Below are 17,811 nucleotides of genomic sequence, written 5' to 3'. Positions count from 1 at the left end.
CACTGAGTATTACTCACTAAAGAACTCTGACAGTTCTTGGTAGTGGTTATACAGTTCTTTCTTTTCTTTTTGCTTTCTACGCATCATCATATGCGCATATATATATTTGAGACTACGCCATCCAACGAAGCATGCCAGATATCCTCCTACAATTATTCCGCACCATATCCATTGGGTTGTTGCCCAATTCTCAGGATAGTCGGAGAACCATGAAATTATCCATCGAACTACAAGCACAACTATCTGTAGTCCTAAAGCACCTACTAACGGGAACACAATCCAGTCGGTCATATAATCACTGTCGGTCATATCATCAAATGCGCTGTCTCTTTTGTTCTCATAATAAGATATCTCTCCATCCATTACAAAACCAACCATCTCATCAGCATAATTGTCTATTAGTCCGGCAATAATATCTGATTTACCTATCAGTTTCCTGTGCTTCCAGATTTTGTTGATAAGCCGATTCGCATTATTATGGAATTTTCTAAGTTCCTCTGTTAAACGACGTTTTTCTGTAAACCATCGCCACGCTTTTTTAAGGATGTTATCGTTTTTGTCTTTTAGAAAATTATTGAGCAAGATATCTGAAATTTCTTTCTTATTCATCATTCTACCGCTTGCGCACAGAGACACCACATCAACTATGCTATCGGATAATTGGTCTATCGCTTGTAGCATTAGGGTGCGTCCTAATTCTCGGTTGGCTTTTACCTCAAATTCAATCTTAGCGCGAGTAAAGAACAACATATTATTAAGCATCAGGCAATATCGTTGCCTACACTCTTTTATTTCAGCGTCATTTCTACATAGGCTCATTCCACTTTTCATGTGTTCAAAAAACAGGTCTATAGCACTACTGTAAAGCGATGGAGACTTTACTACATTTATGACGCATAACTGCGCATTTAAGGCATGGCCTACTGATAGGTCCGCTTCCTTATGTAATACTGTAAGATTGTTCTCTATGTCGTTTATAGTTGTAACACTATAGTTACGCACCGATATGTCATTTTTGCTCATATGTCTTTATTCAAAGTATTCATGATACGACTTTTTACAACGCAGGAGCATGACTCCCCTTATTACTTCCTTTTGGATGACAGGTGCACGAGCAACCTACCATCTGCATGATGCTTGGGAACTTGCGCCCGCAATACTTGCAGATGTATTGTGATTTCTTACTGCCTTCATAGAGCTTGTGGTGGCCGCGGTTTGCTCCGTCAGGATGGCGGGAGCAGTTGCATGATGCCAACTTGTACGTTGTCAAGCAAAAGTGCACAACTGCAAATATAGTTATTTATTTTGAAATTTTATAGTTTTATTATAAAAAATCTTTTATTAATTGAATTTTTCTTTATTAGGTCTCGTATTTTCTTGATTTTCTCCCCTTGTTCTAAATATATGTCTCGAGGTGTAAGATTATACAACGATTCATGAAATATTTTCTCATTATAATATTTCACCCATCCATCGATAGCCTTTTATATTCCTTACAGAGATACTGTTTGAGAGAAGAAGCAATATAGCATGGTTCATTGTTTGATAACAGACAAGGAGAATTATTGTGCACTCCGTCCCCACATCGTACGAGCTCCACACGGTGGAGGGCGTTTTTTTATCCCTTATTGTATAAGTTTTTCATTGAGGCTTATTGTGCACTCCGCTCCCCATCGTATGGGGGTCCGTACGACGGACAGCGATATTTATTCTCAGTTTATGCTACTTTCGCCCCCATCGTATGAGGGTCCGTACGACGGACGGCGATATTTAATCCCGCATTGTATGGGCGAGGAGCATTTTAGCATTGTCGATAGCCGCTTGCGAGATATTACTTCCGCTGAGCATCTTTGCAATTTCCTCCACACGTTCGTCCATATTGAGAAGCGTCATTGTGCTCGTTGTGCCCTCAGCAGTCTCCTCCTTCAGCACTTTATAATGCTTACTGCCAATCGAAGTGATTTGAGGTAGGTGCGTAATACTGATTACCTGTCGGTTGTTTTGACCCATCTCATACATAATTTGCGCCATCTTTTCAGCCACACTACCGCTCACACCCGTATCGATCTCATCGAAAATGATAGTAGGAAGCTTCACAGCACCGCTCACAAGAGCCTTTAACGAGAGCATAACACGGGCAATTTCGCCACCCGAAGCCACCAAGCTTACAGGCTGAAGGTCGGTACTTTTGTTGGCACTAAACAAGAAAGTGATTTTGTCGCAACCATCGTTCGAGAGCGGTTTAGGCTCGATGTTCACCTTAAAACGAGCGTTAGGAATACCCAATGGCACCAACTTCTCGAGCATTTTCTGCTCCACTTCGGCAATAGCCTTTGTGCGTTGTTGAGTGAGTAGAGCCGCTTGTTCGGTGCATTTCTTGAGCAATTCGTTCGCTTTTTGTTCCAGTTCAGCCAATTCCTCGTCGGCATTATCAATCATAGAGAGCTGTTTAGAAAGGTCGGCCTGAATAGCCAATAGCTCGCTTTCAGATGTTACGTGATATTTATGCAGGATGTTGTTGAGCGCATCTAAACGCTCAGTTAGCGACGCAAGACGTTGAGGATCGTGCTCGATGTCGTCTGCCTTTCTACCCAATTCTTGCATAATGTCCTTCAATTCGATGTAACAACTCTCCATACGGGCAGAGGTATCGCTCAAGTCGGGATACACATTCACAATGTCTTCTACACGCTTTAGAGCCGCTTTAAGGTTGTTCACCACGCCCGAATCGTCGTTCGACAGGTTCGAATAGGCATCGTATAACGCTCCTTTAATCTCCTCGGCATGACCCAAAAGATCCACCTCTTGCTCAATACTCTCTAACTCTCCCTCCTTAATCTGCATGTTCTCCAACTCGTTGAGCTGAAATCTCATGAAGTCTTTATTATCGTTGTTCTTTTCAATAGCCTCCTTAAACAGAGCCAATTGCTTGTTGGCCTCACGATAATGGTTGTAGGCTTGAGTGTAAAGAGCCAATTGTTTTTGGCTTTGAGCAATGATATCTATGATGTTTAATTGGAAATCTTCTTGATTAAGCAATAAGTTTTGATGTTGCGAATGCACATCGATAAGACACTCACCAATAGCTTTCATGGTGGTTAAAGGCACAGGCATGTCATTGATAAACGCTCTACTTTTGCCGTTGTTGTTCAGTTCTCGGCGAATGATGCACTCGTTTTCGTCGTAATCAATATCGTATTCGTCGAACAAATACTTCATGTCGTAGGCAGAGATGTTGAATGTTGCTTCAACAATACACTTGTCTCTGTTCGCCTTGATGCTTTTAATGTCGGCACGGTTACCTTTTAATAGTCCCACAGCTCCAACGATAATACTCTTTCCTGCGCCCGTTTCTCCAGTGATAACAGAGAATCCAGGGAAGAAATCAATATTGAGTTCGTCTATCAAAGTGAAGTTCTTAATGTATAAATGCTTTAACATCTTTATTGCCGTTTGTTGTTATTTGTTGACTGATAAATATCTTTTTAGATGGAAAAAGGGAGCCATTTTTATTCCTTAATGCGGTCCCAAAAGTTGCTTTGACTGGCGTTTATTTTAAAGAAAATGTCGTATATCGTTTCCTTTTCCTTAGGCGTTCCCTTGCCTTGGTAGATGTTTGCCAGTTCATCTTTTTTGTAGTCGCTCCATATAATGGGCCATTGACACAGCGGTTTGTTCTCCTTGCACTTCGCCAATTGCTCTTCAATGGTTTGCGAAATGTTCACCCTTCCCCGCTCAGGGTTGGTCACCATCTCGTCGAGTCCTTTCCTATAGTAGTTGTATTGAAACTCTCTAAAGGGTCGCATAGCAGGATCTAAGTATTCATTGATGAGCGCAAAGCGGTTGCGATCATTGTCGAATGCCTTCCAACCCGTGTAGTTTAGGTTTTGAGCAGCATTGGTTAAGTTCATGCAACGTTGCAGAATGTCGTCGCCACCGAGCATCGAAAACGAGTCGAGATTGATGCCAATGATGAGATAAGCATAGTATGCAAAGAGCGTGGTGAGCTGATTTTGGACGTTTTCTTCGTTGAATTCGAGCTGGTCGAACTGTGCGAAAGTAAACTCAAAGTTGTTGTCGTAGTTGTTGTATAACACCGAGTTGTAGCTCGAATTGAATACAGGTCGGTTGGCTTGTATCAACGCCTTGCATTTAAAGAGATTCGAGCTATTGTCGTATTCTTGCACGGTGATGTTGAAGACACATTGAATGCGCTCGTTTTTTCGGAACTGCAAGTCGGTCCATTGCTTGTTGTTCACAAACTGCTCAAGACTTTTTTGCAGGTTGTCGAACACGCTAACGTCCGTTCCTTGTATTTGATTGTGGTTGATAACAATGCGGGCACGAAGTTCTTGGGCGTGCGCTTTGTGAGGCAAAATGATTGCCAAAAGAGCTAAAAGCGATAGTTTGAAAATGTGAAACTTCATGTCGTTAAAGTGCTTATGGTTGATGTTGCCTTGCCAAGTGTAAACGCTTGTGGGCGAGGTGCTTAGCGTTGGCCACGAAAATGCGTTGATATAGAGTGTCTAAAGCAATTCTTTTAGGGTGCAATAGCACTGCTGTTGTGAGCTAAAAGCGCACGAGTTACTGATCGATGAGAAAGGTTTGCAAGTCTACTTCTTGCGTTGTAGCTGTGCTTCTACCTCGTCGATGATGTCTTTTGCCACGAGCGTTTTAGGCTTCTTTTCAAATGCTTTGTTCTCAGTGGCACTGATAATGTTAATTTGGTTGTCGTCTGTTTGAAAGGTAGTGCCCTCGTTTCGCATACTGTTGAGGACGATAAAGTCAAGATTTTTCTTCTTCAATTTCTCCTTAGCGTGGAACTCTTCGTTGTGAGTTTCGAGCGCAAAGCCCACCAAAAGCTGTTGGTTGGTCTTTTGTTTGCCCAACTCTGCTGCGATGTCTCGAGTCGAAATTAATTCCAACTGCATGGTGCCTTCGCTGTGTTTTATCTTCTCCTTCGCCTCGTTTAGGGGCTTGTAGTCGGCAACGGCAGCGCAAAGAATAGCCACATCAGCCGTTTTAAACGCCTTGTTAGCGGCATGGTACATCTCTTCTCCGCTCTCAACGTCGATGCGTTCGATGCGTTTTGAGGCCGAAAGAGCCACAGGACCAGCTACAAGAGTGACCTTTGCGCCTCGTTTGGCACATTCTTCTGCGAGGGCAAAGCCCATCTTTCCGCTCGAATAATTGCCGATAAAGCGCACGGGATCGATCTTTTCGAAGGTAGGACCAGCGGTGATCAACACCTCTTTTCCAAAGAGATTCGAAGTGGTTTCGCTGTTAGTGGGGTGGGTGATGAAATAGTTTTCGAGGACTCCTACAATCGCTTCAGGCTCTTCCATGCGTCCTTTTCCCTCTAAACCGCTCGCCAAAAAGCCGCTTCCTGGCTCGATAATGATGTTGCCAAAGCTTTCTATTTTTTGGATATTAGCAGCGGTTGTGGGGTGCTGATACATGTCGAGATCCATTGCAGGAGCCACAAAAACGGGTGCTTTCATCGAGAGATAAGTGGTGATGAGCATGTTGTCTGCAATGCCGTTGGCCATCTTTCCGAGTGTAGAGGCGGTGCAAGGAGCAATCAACATAGCGTCTGCCCACAGGCCAAGGTCGACATGTGAGTGCCAAGAACCATCTTTTTGAGAAAAGAATTCGCTAACAACGGGCTTTTGAGTGAGTGCCGAAAGGGTTACAGGGGTGATGAATTCTTTGCCCGAAGGGGTGATCACCACTTGCACTTCTGCGCCTTTTTTGATGAGTGTTCGTATGATGAGGCAAGCCTTGTAGGCAGCAATACTGCCCGTTATGCCTAATACTATCTTCTTTCCTTTTAGCATTTTGTTTTGCAAATAATGGTTATTAGAAATGCGATTGCTTTTTATCTCTATTTAATGAAGCAAGAGATGAGGGGCTCATCTCTTGTCACTTATTCTGTATTGGGGCGTTGCAAAGGCTTTAAAAGCACGTCTGTCGCCCCCTATGATGTTTATTGTTTGCTGTTGAATTCTTTCAAACGAATGCGTGTAAGCACTTCTTTTGTGTTGTTGGTGAAGTCGCTTGAGAGCATCCAACTATAGTAACCAGGGTCTCTGTTGAGCACTTCTGTTACGCTATGTCCCTTGTATTTGCCGAAATTGAAGGTCTCTTGCAAAACAGGTTCGCCATTTTTATCGAGCAAAGGCTTATTGTTTTTGTCGAGAACTTCTTTCCAAACGATGCGTCCAGCGAAGTCAACATTGCGGTTATTCTTCGAGAATTCGGCCAAAGCACCAATGTCATTGGGTAGAATTCTGTCTGGTTCTTGTTGCTGTTCTGCGCTATATCGTTCTATTTGTCCCATCAAAACACGATAGGTTGCCTCTGTATCTTCATCGGCACGGTGGGCTTTAAAGTCGTCTTCCATCTTGCGTCCGCAATAGAATTTGTATGCTGCTGCAAGGTTACGGCGTTCCATTTTGTGGAAAATAACTTGTGCATCGACGAGCTTTGAACGACTAAAATCGTAGCTAAGGCCTGCTCTTGAGAACTCTTCGGCAAGCATTGGAATGTCGAAATGGTTCGAGTTGAAGCCTGCAAAGTCGCAATTTGTGAACTTTTCGTATAGCTTTTGGGCTATTTCTGCAAAGGTTGGAGCATCTTTCACCATATCGTTTGTGATGTGAGTAAGTGCTTCTACCTCTTGAGGAATGGGCTTTTGAGGGTTGATAAAGAGATTCTCTCGCTCTTCTTTTCCATCTGGATGCACCTTGATATACGATATTTGAATGATGCGATCGTTAACAAGATCGAGCCCAGTGGTTTCTAAATCGAAGACGATGAGAGGTCTCTGAAGGTTTAATTTCATAATTAATCGTTTAATAGCATGGGCATTAGAAGCATCAATACATCTGCACTTTCGGGCTGAACTGATGGTAGAATCAAGCCAGCTCTACTGGGATCGGCAAGTTGTATGGTTACTTCATCGCTCTCAAGACTATTTAATATGTCGGTCATTGATCCACCTTTGAAACCAATGCTCATGTTGTTTCCTGTGTAATCGCAGTTCACTGCTTCCTTAGCACTTGTTGAAAAGTCGATGTCTTCTGATGATATTTCGAGCTTTCCTGCCTCTAATTTGAAACGAATGAGCTGTGTGCTTTCGCTTGCAAAGGGCAAAACACGACGCAAAGCACCTAGCAATGACAAACGATCGATGGTGAGTTGGTTAGGGTTGCTCTCTGGAATTACAGAGCTATAGTTGGGATAACGACCCTCGATAAGACGACAAGTGAGTGTTCCACCCGCAAAGATTATCTCTGCACTGTTGGTTCCAAACTTGATAACCACATCGCTGTTGTCTTTTGGAAGCACGTTCTTTAGAAGTGTTGCGGGCTTCTTTGGAAGAATGAAAGCAGCGGGTGTTGCGCCTGTTATGGTGCTAATGACGTTGCGAACCAATTTATGTCCATCGCTTGCAACGATAGATAAGCCTGTAGTTTGTAGGTCGAAGTAGAGTCCATTCATCACAGGACGCATGTCGTCACTACCAATTGCGAACATAGAACGAGTGATGTTAGCATTCAATATGTTTGCAGGAATGGTGATAACACTTGTTCCTTCGCTCACACCTTCAGGCTTTGGATAAGCTGTTCCGTCTTGAGCTGTGAAGTTATACTTACCATTTTGATAAGTAACCTCAACGTTGAAAGTATTTGTATCAATATCGAACGCAAGTGGTTGTTCAGGCAATTCTTTCACAACATCAAGGGTTGTGCGACTTGGAATGGCAATCACTCCGTTTCCATCGCTTTCTAACAATGGCAAAGTGGTGCGCATAACGTTTTCGTTATCACTACCTGTTATGGTGAGAACGTTGCCTTCTACTTCGAATAAAAACGATTCGAGGATAGGCAAAGTGTTCTTACTTGCAATAACTTTTGCAAGAGTTTGAAGGCTATTATTGAGGGAAGTGCTCGATAATTTGAATTTCATTGCGATATGTTTTTATATGTTGTTTTCTTTAATTTCTATGTTCTACAAAAATACGAAAAACATCTTGAACATCAAAAAAACGAAGGAAAAGTTTTATATATTGAAACTATTTTCTTAATTTCGCAATTCAATAGTTATTGAAATTAATAAGCATTAAATTTTAAAAAGAATACAAATAAAATGGATTTACAAGGAAAGATTATTGCAGCTCTTGAACCAAGAAGCGGTACTTCTGCAAGAGGTGAGTGGAAAAGTCAAGACTTTGTGGTAGAAACTCACGACCAATACCCACGCAAAATGGTGTTTAGTGTGTTTGGTGCAGACCGCTTAGAACGTTTTAATATACAAGTTGGACAAGAAGTTACTGTGTCTTTCGACATCGATGCACACGAATATAATGGTCGTTGGTTCAACAATATCAGAGCCTTTGACGTGCGTGTTCTCGATCCAAACTCTGTGGGAGTGATGGGCGCAGGTGCTCCTTATGTAGCGCCAGCACAACCAGCTTCTGCAGCAACAGCATCAGCTGCACCATTCCCTCCAGCACAACCTGCAACACAAGAGGAAAGTAGCGACGACCTTCCTTTCTAAGAAAAGGACTTGGAGTTGTTAACAGCTAAGGGGTAAGATGGGGCAAAGCGGTGCGATATAAGAGTCTTTCTTAACCGCACAATGGTTCCTCTTTGAGCCAAATAGCCACGGAAACAGACAACAGAAAAACATAAACCAACTGCTTATATTTGCTGTGTAGCAAGTGTAAGCGGTTTTTTTATGCTCTAAAATAACCTCTTTTTATGCCCTAAAATCATCTTTTTTATACCCTAAAAACATCTCTTTTTAACCGAACAGTTTTCTCCTTCTTTTTCAAATCTAAAACCTCTTAAAATCCCTTTGTATACAGGAAGTGCGCAATGTTGCTGCTATTGGTGCGCAAAGTGGGTGAGATAAGAGGGCAATAGCATTGTGATTGCAGACTAAGAATGCTGCTTTTATTTCGCAACTGAAGTGGGGCAAGTATGTGAGGGGCGTGCGAGTGGATTGAAAGAACACGGAAAGGGGGAGGAAAGAGGTGTGGAGTAAGTGAGAAAGGGGGATATGGGACAAGTGAAAAAGATAGATGGAGCAGACAAAAAAAAGAACTTTATGTCCTAAAAAGACGTGGGCTTTTTGTATCTTTGTAGAAAAGTAGAAGAGGACTATATAGCTATTAATCAGATAAGAAAATATATAACAAATGAATAATAAAGTGTATTTTGCCGCTTCCATTCGTGGAGGTAGGGTCGATGCAGATTTGTATAAGCGCATCATTGACTATATTAAAAAGACAGATATTGTACTTACAGAACATATTGGTAAATCTAATATGAGTTTGAAGGCACAAACTCTTGCAATTGATACCCGTATTTATGAGCGTGATACTGCATGGCTTAAGTCGTGTGATTTGCTGATAGCCGAATGTACTTGTTCCTCTTTGGGGGTTGGTTATGAATTAGCTTATGCAGAAGCACATCATATTCCAGTTTATATTTTTTATAATAAGGGGAAATCCAATATATCGGCTATGTTGAATGGCAATTCTTATTTCACCGTTATTCCTTATGAAGTGGAAGATGAAATATATTCTGCTATTGATTCTATATTGGGAAATTTATAAGGTTTGTAATTCCTTTGTTTTAGCTGAAGTACAAAAATGAGTATTTATGTAGAGCGTAAATACGATTGATAAAGCGAATTGTTTTATCGTACTTCGTATGCACGAAAATGTGACACCCAAAGAAATTTTGCTTTCCAATGACCTTCAATGTATAGGAAGCGAGATGATGAAAGCATGTAATGGAGTTGGTGTCGCTCCAAAAAATGATGTAGAAATGAATTGAAGAGAGCTTCGCTCATTTCTAAATTGTTACCTATACACTATCTATTAAATGGTAACAATCAACTTCCTAACAAGATAGTTCGCAGACAAAAGAAAAGTGGCAACCCAACCTTTGCAATGAGGTTAAGTTGCCACAAATTATGTTTGAGAGTTGAATGAACTACTGCTTATTGTGCTTGTGGAAGCATAATAACAGAGATTCTGTTCTTGCTCTTCAAGAATTCTTTAACGAATGCCTTGATAGTTTCAGGTGTTTGAGCTTCAACAAGTTTTCTATAATCGCTGTCAACGTCGAATCCATAGCGTTGGTTCATATAGATAACCTTGCTCCAATAGCCGTTAGTCTTCAATGCATTGTCGTAGTTCTTCAACATAGTCTTCTTCACTTTGTCGAGCATAGAAGCGTCAACAGTAGTTGCAAGAGCTGGAAGTTCTTTTGTCATAATGTCGATTGCTTCTTGTTGTTTCTCTGGTTTCATTGGGCAATAAGCCACGAATGAGAAGTTATGATAGTCTTCAGAGTATTCTGAACGACCTGCTGCTTGAACCGAATAAGCTGCAGAAGCCTCTTCACGAATCTTGTTTAAGTAAACCATTTCGAGGATTTGACCAGCGATATCGGCCTTAATTGCGTTCTCGTTAGTGTATGGAAGCGCCTCGTTGTGCCATACCATGTAGGCTGTTGCCTTAGGAGTTTCCATCTTACGAGTGAACTTATTGGTTACTTCGCCCTTCACCATAAAGGTTGTTTTGTGTCCCTTTTGGATCTTACCCTTAGCAGGTAGCGATGCAATGTATTGGCAGATGTATTGACGAATAGCTGTTTCGTCGAAGTTACCAATGAATGTAAAGGTCCAACCAGCAGCGTTTGCAGTGCGTTCTTTAGCGATTTGTAGGATGCGATCGTAGTTGATCTTGTTCAAATCTGATAGCAATAGTGGTTTGAGTCGTGGGTTATGACCATATACTGTTGCTGAGATTGAGTCGCCAAAGGCAACGTCTGCAGACAATTCTCTGTTCTTTAAGTTCACCTCAAGACCCTTAATCATGCTGTCGAAAGCCTTTTGGTCTTTTGTGATATCAGTGAAATAGAGGTATGCAAGTTGGAACATTGTCTCAAGATCTTTAGGAGTTGCAGATCCAGACATGTTGGTATATTTACCTGAAATACCTAAGTCTGCGTTCGCAATCTTACCTGCAAGTGCCTTAGTTAGGTCGAGACTGGTGAATTTACCCAATCCACTGATACCGATAACGCCATCGAAATTGTTCAAATTGATGTAGTCTTGTGGACCGTAAAGCGAAGAACCTCCAAGGCCTTCAGCTGTCATAGACACCTTATCTTTCTTGTAATCGGTCTTCTTCAAAATCACTTTCGCACCGTTAGACAATGTAAGAACAGTGTAATCGAATTGCTTGCTCTTTTGTTCTTTAACGATCTTACCAGCTTTTGGCAATTTAGCAATAAGTGGTTCGTTCTTTGTATTGTCTACATAAGCTTCGATTTTTGCCTCACGAGCAGCGTTGATAGCACCAAGAATACCCTCTTTTGTTGGATAAACTGCACCTTCTTTTTCGTTGTTGAAGCTCACTGCCACCAAATTCTCGTTGTCTTTTGGAAGCAATTGACCCATCAATTCGTTCACTGGAGCAACAGATAGGCCTGGAAGAACTTGTTTCATGATGCCATAATAGTCTTCCATTGAAGGGATTGGCTCATTTTCAAGGAAGTTTTTGTAATATTCTTTGCAGAAAGCATCATTCGAACGTTTGTCTCTTTCGCTATACATATTGTCGAGAACACTTTGCATCTTTGCCATATAACGAGCAAATTCAGACTCTGTGAAACCAAATTCTGCAGCCTTTCTCACCTCTTTTAGAACAGTGGTAATAGCCTCGTTGGTGCGTGAAGGGTCTTTAGGAACGATGTTGATAGATAGCGCATCTTTTGTTTTAGAGAAGATATACATTCCATCTTCTACGCTTGCTTGAATGTAAGGACATTCTGGTTTAAGTGTAGCTTCGCTTAAACGACTGTTCAACATGCTCATTGCAGCCGATTTAACGGTTTCTGTCATGACGTACACCAAGTTGTTTTTCTCTGCTTCTGGATAGGGATCGTGCTTAAAGAAAATCATAACAGAGTTGCTTTGGCACTCTTTATCCTTGTCGACAATAACGATAGGTTCTTTATTGTCGGGCACATTTTCTTTTACGATAGGAGATAAGTTGGCTGGATTTTTGATGCCTCCGAAAAGCTTTTTAATCATAGCTTCGGTGTGGTCTACATCAATGTCTCCAACAACGATAATGCCTTGATTATCTGGGTGGTACCATTTTTCGTAGTAATCACGCAACTCTTTGTACTTGAAGTTGTCTACAACGCTCATCAAACCGATAGGATAACGAAGGCCATATTTGCTTCCTGGGTATAAAGCAGGTAAGTTTCTTTCGAACATTCTGCTTTCAGGACTGGTGCGCAAACGCCATTCTTCGTGGATAACGCCACGTTCTTGGTCGATTTCTTTAGGGTCTAATGTAAGTCCAGTAGCCCAGTCACGCAAGATAAGTAGACAAGAGTCGAGGGCTGTTTGACGTGTAGTTGGAACATTAGAAATGTTGTAAACTGTTTCGTCGATTGAGGTATAAGCATTAAGGTCGGCACCAAATTGAACTCCAAGGCTTTCGCAATAGCGAATAAGGTCGTTGCCTTTAAAGTTGTCGGTACCGTTAAAACACATGTGTTCGAGGAAGTGTGCAAGTCCTCTTTGACTTTCTTCTTCTTGCAACGAACCCACTTTTTGAGCGATATAGAAGCTTGCTCGCTTCTCAGGCCAGTTGTTGTGACGGATGTAATAGGTTAATCCGTTACTCAATTTTCCTATCCTTACCTTAGGATCTACAGGCATGTCAGGAAGTTGTTGTGCTTGTGCGACTGCTGAAATTAACAACAATACTGCCACAAAGAGTTTCTTAAGCATCATGATATACTATACTTACTATTAAATTTATGGTTTTATATTCAATTTTTTCGATATAAAAATGTAGGTTTTTTGTTGGTTACAAAGTTACATAAAAGATTTTGAGTTATTTCGATTTTTTGCCGAGAATAAATCGATTTTCTTCGCTAAAAAGAAGTTTTTTTATCTTTTTTATACCTTGACAATGAGTAAATTACCCCCCAAACGAGCATCGAGGTGATATAGAGGGCATTTGGGGTGCTTGCAAAAGCAATGCTTTGAGAGTGAAAAAGAGCTGTAATTGCGAGCTAATGTCGTTGCTTTTGAGAACTAAAAGCACTGCTTTTGAAAGGGAAACGAAAGGGGAATAAAAAAACATCTGCCGTCTTTGCGGCTGAATAGCACGCAGAGAGCAGCAGATGCGATTTATTTTTACGCTAATATTGATGCGTCGAAATTACCAAACAGAGCGTTGGTGATTGTATCTTTCGGGCCATGCATGAAGTGCATAAGTGTAGCCGTAGCGATCGTATAGACGTGCTAAGCGAGTTAAACGCTTGTGGAATGCGTCGTAATCTTTTTTGTTTACAGGCAACCATTGCACCTCTGCAAGTGCTGCAACACGTGGAAGAAGCATGTATTCTGCTTGAGTTTCGTAGGGAACATACTCGGTCCAAAGGTTTGCTTGCACGCCAATGATGTGCTTACGAGCCTCTACCGACAATGTATCAGGTAGTGGGTTGAAGCTGTAAACCTTTTCAACTGGCAAGTAACCGCCAATTGCTTTAGGCTCTTTATGAATTTCTTTGGTTTGATAATGGTCGATATAAGCATACTCACCTGGTGAGAAAATAACGTCATGACCAGCCTTTGCTGCTTTAACACCAGGTGTAACGCCAGTCCAACTCATGATAGTTGCACTTGGATTGATGTCGCCTTCGAGGATTTCGTCCCAACCAATGATCTTCTTTCCTTTGCTATTGATGTATTTTTCCAATCTGTTAGTAAAGCCACCTTGTAGATGTTTAGGGCTAACGCCTTGCTTTTGCGCTAAAGCTTTACAACGATCGCAGTTTTGCCAACGTGTTGTTGGAGCCTCGTCGCCACCAATGTGGAAGTAAGGAGCAGGGAAGATAGGAATAAGTTCGTCGATGATGTCTTGTAAGAAAGGATAGATCTTTTCGTTACCTAAACACAAAACGTCTTCGTAAATACCCCAGTTGTGACCCACTTCGTATGGACCTTGGGTACAACCCATTTCAGGATAAGCAGCTAAAAGTGCACGAGTGTGACCTGGAAGGTCGATCTCTGGAATTACAGTGATGTGGCGTTGTTGAGCGTATCTCACAATTTCTTTAGCGTCTTCTTGTGTGTAGTAGCCGCCATAAGGAATGTTATCGTCTACGTCGGAGTTGTGACCTACAACAGTTCCGCTACGCTTTGAGCCTATTTCTGTTAGCTTAGGATATTTCTTTATCTCAATTCTCCAACCTTGGTCGTCGCTCAAGTGCCAGTGGAAGGTGTTGACGTTGTGAAGCGCAAGGATATCGATATAACGCTTGATAAAGTCTACTGAGAAGAAATGACGACTGCAATCGAGCATCACACCACGATATCCGAACAATGGGCTATCGCTGATTTGAACTGCAGGAAGGCTCACTTCTTGTAGATTTTGTGGAGTTTTAGGGTTGGTTTCGCTTATTGGAAGCGACTTGCGAAGGGTTTGAACGCCATAGAACACACCTGCTGCTGTTGAGCCAGCGATGGTCACTTGCTTGTCGTTTACAGTAAGAGTGTAAGCTTCGTTGCCTGCAACTTTGGGGTTAAGAGTCAACAAAATGGTGTTGGTTCCCTTTACCTTTTGTGTAGAAACATTGGGTTTGAAACCTGTTATCACTTGGATATATTCAGCAAGGAAATTGGCATTGTCTTTCATTGCTTGGTCGTTGCCACTATAAACGATAGTGGTTTGTGGGGTAAGGGCAAATGCTTTGCCTTTTTGTGCGGTTACATTTTGAGGTAGTGGCACTACGTTATAATCTGCCACTTGTGCGTTAGCACCGAGCAAGCACATGCATAGTGCTAAAGTAGAAAGTGTTTTTTTAAACATTATTTTTTAGTTATTACGATTAAACTTGTTCTCTACAAAGATAGGAAATAAAGTTTATTTTTGCCGAAACGCCTCTATTTTATTAATGTATATTAAGTATTATAGGTTGACAATGGTCAGCCGTTGAGTGGCGAAAGAGGTGCAAAGAAATGCAAAATGGGGGTTCTTGATGTGGGAAAGGAGAGTGGGCAAGATGAGAGAAGAACGTGAGTGGGGTGAGAAAAAAGAGTGAGTGAGGCGGAAAAGGAGAGCAACTAAGATGGGAAAAGGAAGTGGGTGGGGTAGAAAAAGAAAGTATCACCCGAGCCTTTGCGCACGAGTGATACTTTAAAAGGATTGCTTTTAGGGTTTAAAAGCTGTGTTATTAAGGGGCAATGTCGTTGCTTTTACCATGCAAAAGCACCCCTATTGTTTTATAAGCGTTTTTTATTGAGCTTTAAGCACCAATTTGTTTTCGATTCCGTTGTCGGCCTTCGCCTTCACAATGATGTCGCCTTTCTTGCCATTGCTTTGTACGATGAGCACCAACTTACCGCTAAACAACTTCATTCTTGGTTGTGTGAAAGGTTCTAACGAAGTAGCATCGCCATTGCAAGCAGCCTTAAACTGTCCTGCTCCTTCAACGGTGAAGCTGATAGATTGGTTGGCTGTTGGACATTCGTTGCCGTCTTTGTCGAGCATAGAAAGGGTGATGTATGCCAAGTCTTCGCCATCGCTTGCAATAACCGAACGTTCTTCTTTCATATCGAGAACGGCTGGTTGACCTGCGGTTCTAATGGTCTTTTCAGCCACTTGCTTTCCGTTTTCGTCGTAAGCCACTACCTTAATTTCGCCTGGAGCATACTTCACGTCGTTCCAACGCAAACGATAACGATCTAATTGAGTGTTAGGTTGCTTGTGAATGCGTCCCATGCTCTTGCCGTTTACAAAGAGCTCGGCAGATGGATAGCTTGTATAACAATACACAGGAGTGGTTTGTCCTTCTCTACCTTCCCAGTTCCAGTGAGGCAATAGGTGAAGGGTTGGCTCTTTTTTGTTCCACACACTCTTGTAAAGATAGAAGCGGTCTTTGGGCAATCCTGCAAGGTCTACGGCTCCAAAGTAGCTACTTCTTGATGGCCAATATGAGTAATAAGGAGTGGGTTCGCCAAGATAATCCTGCCCAGTCCATATAAACATACCTATATCATAAGGTAAATCGTCCATCTTTGCGAAGTCATCATCGGGCAAGTTGCTCCATCCACAGAATTCAGTGTCGTAGCTACTGCATTGTCCATCGTCGTAAGTTTTCATCTTTTCGACGGTCACTGGGAACTTATAAACGCCACGGCTACTTACTGCTGATGTGGTTTCAGATCCCAATAAGAATCCTTGACGAAGCTTGCCAATGAGCTTTTCGTAGAGTTGTATGCGGTAGTTGAAACCTGGAACGTCTATTGCATCGTAGAAACCGCAGTCTACTGCTTGTTGAGGAGCATCGACTCCGCAAGTTACAGTGCGTGTTGAATCGAGCGAATGACAATATTCTGTCATGGCTTTAGCACGTGCAGCACCTGCTTTGTTGCTTTGTTCTGGAATCTCATTACCGATACTCCACATCACGATAGATGGGTGATTGCGGTGTCCTTTGATGAGGTTTTCGAGGTCTTTGCGCCACCATTCGTCGTAGATACGGCCATAGCCGTTTTTCACTTTAAGGTCTTTCCAAGCGTCGAAGCTCTCTGCCATCACCATCATACCTAACGAGTCGCACACGTCCATCTGCATTTGTGAAGGCATGTTGTGCGATGTTCGAATGGCATTAACACCCATCTTCTTCATCATTTCGATTTGACGTATCACCGCAGTCTTATTCAATGCTGCACCTAATGCGCCTAAGTCGTGGTGAAGACAAACGCCTTTGAATTTCAAACTCTTGCCGTTGAGGCGGAAACCATATTCTTTGCTCACGTCGATGGTGCGTATTCCGACCTTAGTTGTGGTTTGGTCGATGGCTTTTTTGCCTTTTAAAAGAGTTGTTTTAAGGGTATATAAATAAGGAGTGTCGATGTCCCAAAGATGTGGATTGGTTACTTCGAGGTTGAAACTTGCGGCTCCTTGTTGGTTGATCTTTTGTTGACCTGTTGCCACTTGTTTGCCTTGTGCATCTAACAATTCAACCTTTGTGGTTAAATTCTTAAGTGCATTGCCGTCTTCTATGCGTGTGTCTACCTTTAAGAGTGCCTTTTGGTGGTTGGCAGAAACAGTTTTAAAGTAGGTCTCCCATTCGTCTATTCGGCTCTCATTGGTGGTGATAAGCTTCACAGGACGATACAATCCTGCTCCGGGATACCATCTACTGCTCTCTTCAAGGTTGTTAAGATGTACCTCAACGCTGTTTTCTCCGTCTTTAATATAAGGTGTAATGTTGAGTCGGAAGGCGTTATAGCCATACATCCAACGTCCCACTTCTTTGCCATTGACCTTCACTATTGGCTCACTCATTGCGCCATCGAAGTATAGTTGGGCGTGTTTGGTACCTTTCTTTATATTAAATGTGGTTTTATAGTTGCCTTCTCCAATCCAAGGAAGACCGCCTGAACGAGCTGTATGCTCGATAGGACGCTCTTGTCCGTCTTGAACAATTGCCAAATATTGTATGTCCCACTTCTTATCAAAGGGTCCATCAATAGCCCAGTCGTGTGGTACAGTAACTTGTTTCCAATTTACTTTGTCACGAGAAAAATCCCATTTCTTGAGTAAAATCTCATTTCTTGTTTGCCCGTGGCATGACAACGAAGCTGCAAGAGATGCTGCTAGTAATGCTACTTTCATGTTTATTTGTTGCTGATTGTTTATTGTTATTCTGACTAATACATACAAAGATAATGCTTTTTTCTTATATCTCACTAATT

11 protein-coding genes are annotated in these 17,811 nt (G+C 42.0%); 2 read left to right on the top strand and 9 right to left on the bottom strand.

What is annotated here, in order from left to right:
- Nucleotides 1-9 precede the first annotated feature (9 nt).
- The 6 genes from A3GM_RS0104595 to dnaN form a co-directional block, all read right to left on the bottom strand.
- On the bottom strand, nucleotides 10-1,023 hold the full coding sequence (locus A3GM_RS0104595; protein WP_018362219.1) for a 6TM ABC transporter family protein: 1,014 nt from the start codon (nucleotides 1,021-1,023) through the stop codon (nucleotides 10-12).
- Nucleotides 1,024-1,770: 747 nt separating this feature from the next.
- Nucleotides 1,771-3,441, bottom strand: coding sequence for a DNA repair protein RecN (gene recN, locus A3GM_RS0104590; RefSeq protein WP_018362218.1), 1,671 nt, complete (start codon nucleotides 3,439-3,441; stop codon nucleotides 1,771-1,773).
- A 68-nt stretch (nucleotides 3,442-3,509) separates the two neighbouring features.
- Nucleotides 3,510-4,427, bottom strand: a complete 918-nt coding sequence (porD, locus tag A3GM_RS0104585) for a type IX secretion system protein PorD (protein WP_018362217.1) — start codon at nucleotides 4,425-4,427, stop codon at nucleotides 3,510-3,512.
- Between the two features lie 186 nt (nucleotides 4,428-4,613).
- Nucleotides 4,614-5,837: a bifunctional phosphopantothenoylcysteine decarboxylase/phosphopantothenate--cysteine ligase CoaBC gene (gene coaBC, locus A3GM_RS0104580; RefSeq protein WP_018362216.1), complete on the bottom strand. Its 1,224-nt coding sequence runs from the start codon at nucleotides 5,835-5,837 to the stop codon at nucleotides 4,614-4,616.
- A 149-nt stretch (nucleotides 5,838-5,986) separates the two neighbouring features.
- A complete protein-coding gene (locus A3GM_RS0104575) occupies nucleotides 5,987-6,844 on the bottom strand; it encodes a 3'-5' exonuclease (protein WP_018362215.1) in 858 nt (285 codons plus the stop codon).
- Nucleotides 6,845-6,846: 2 nt separating this feature from the next.
- The gene (dnaN, locus tag A3GM_RS0104570; protein WP_018362214.1) at nucleotides 6,847-7,971 is read right to left on the bottom strand and encodes a DNA polymerase III subunit beta; all 1,125 of its coding nucleotides are present in this window, start codon (nucleotides 7,969-7,971) and stop codon (nucleotides 6,847-6,849) included.
- A 180-nt stretch (nucleotides 7,972-8,151) separates the two neighbouring features.
- On the opposite strand from dnaN, the gene A3GM_RS0104565 reads away from it, so the two are divergent.
- Both A3GM_RS0104565 and A3GM_RS0104560 read left to right on the top strand, forming a co-directional pair.
- On the top strand, nucleotides 8,152-8,562 hold the full coding sequence (locus A3GM_RS0104565; RefSeq protein WP_018362213.1) for a DUF3127 domain-containing protein: 411 nt from the start codon (nucleotides 8,152-8,154) through the stop codon (nucleotides 8,560-8,562).
- A gap of 643 nt (nucleotides 8,563-9,205) precedes the next feature.
- Nucleotides 9,206-9,625 (top strand): nucleoside 2-deoxyribosyltransferase, encoded by a 420-nt coding sequence (locus tag A3GM_RS0104560; RefSeq protein ID WP_018362212.1) that lies wholly within the window; start codon nucleotides 9,206-9,208, stop codon nucleotides 9,623-9,625.
- A gap of 389 nt (nucleotides 9,626-10,014) precedes the next feature.
- Here the strand turns inward: A3GM_RS0104560 and A3GM_RS0104550 are convergent, their stop codons facing one another.
- The 3 genes from A3GM_RS0104550 to A3GM_RS0104540 form a co-directional block, all read right to left on the bottom strand.
- The gene (locus A3GM_RS0104550) at nucleotides 10,015-12,831 is read right to left on the bottom strand and encodes a M16 family metallopeptidase (RefSeq protein ID WP_018362210.1); all 2,817 of its coding nucleotides are present in this window, start codon (nucleotides 12,829-12,831) and stop codon (nucleotides 10,015-10,017) included.
- A gap of 433 nt (nucleotides 12,832-13,264) precedes the next feature.
- Nucleotides 13,265-14,917, bottom strand: coding sequence for a beta-N-acetylhexosaminidase (locus A3GM_RS0104545; RefSeq protein ID WP_025829831.1), 1,653 nt, complete (start codon nucleotides 14,915-14,917; stop codon nucleotides 13,265-13,267).
- A 426-nt stretch (nucleotides 14,918-15,343) separates the two neighbouring features.
- The gene (locus tag A3GM_RS0104540; protein WP_018362208.1) at nucleotides 15,344-17,731 is read right to left on the bottom strand and encodes a glycoside hydrolase family 2 TIM barrel-domain containing protein; all 2,388 of its coding nucleotides are present in this window, start codon (nucleotides 17,729-17,731) and stop codon (nucleotides 15,344-15,346) included.
- Nucleotides 17,732-17,811 lie beyond the last annotated feature (80 nt).

Source organism: Hoylesella nanceiensis DSM 19126 = JCM 15639, assembly GCF_000379965.1.
GTDB classification, from domain to species: domain Bacteria; phylum Bacteroidota; class Bacteroidia; order Bacteroidales; family Bacteroidaceae; genus Prevotella; species Prevotella nanceiensis.
This window is presented reverse-complemented; position numbering and strand designations above follow the sequence as displayed.

What these genes read in the sequence shown, in the direction of transcription:
- A3GM_RS0104595 (WP_018362219.1), bottom strand. Translation starts at nt 1,023, where the DNA reads ATGAGCAAAAATGACATATCGGTGCGTAACTATAGTGTTACAACTATA.
- recN (WP_018362218.1), bottom strand. Translation starts at nt 3,441, where the DNA reads ATGTTAAAGCATTTATACATTAAGAACTTCACTTTGATAGACGAACTC.
- porD (WP_018362217.1), bottom strand. Translation starts at nt 4,427, where the DNA reads ATGAAGTTTCACATTTTCAAACTATCGCTTTTAGCTCTTTTGGCAATC.
- coaBC (WP_018362216.1), bottom strand. Translation starts at nt 5,837, where the DNA reads ATGCTAAAAGGAAAGAAGATAGTATTAGGCATAACGGGCAGTATTGCT.
- A3GM_RS0104575 (WP_018362215.1), bottom strand. Translation starts at nt 6,844, where the DNA reads ATGAAATTAAACCTTCAGAGACCTCTCATCGTCTTCGATTTAGAAACC.
- dnaN (WP_018362214.1), bottom strand. Translation starts at nt 7,971, where the DNA reads ATGAAATTCAAATTATCGAGCACTTCCCTCAATAATAGCCTTCAAACT.
- A3GM_RS0104565 (WP_018362213.1), top strand. Translation starts at nt 8,152, where the DNA reads ATGGATTTACAAGGAAAGATTATTGCAGCTCTTGAACCAAGAAGCGGT.
- A3GM_RS0104560 (WP_018362212.1), top strand. Translation starts at nt 9,206, where the DNA reads ATGAATAATAAAGTGTATTTTGCCGCTTCCATTCGTGGAGGTAGGGTC.
- A3GM_RS0104550 (WP_018362210.1), bottom strand. Translation starts at nt 12,831, where the DNA reads ATGATGCTTAAGAAACTCTTTGTGGCAGTATTGTTGTTAATTTCAGCA.
- A3GM_RS0104545 (WP_025829831.1), bottom strand. Translation starts at nt 14,917, where the DNA reads ATGTTTAAAAAAACACTTTCTACTTTAGCACTATGCATGTGCTTGCTC.
- A3GM_RS0104540 (WP_018362208.1), bottom strand. Translation starts at nt 17,731, where the DNA reads ATGAAAGTAGCATTACTAGCAGCATCTCTTGCAGCTTCGTTGTCATGC.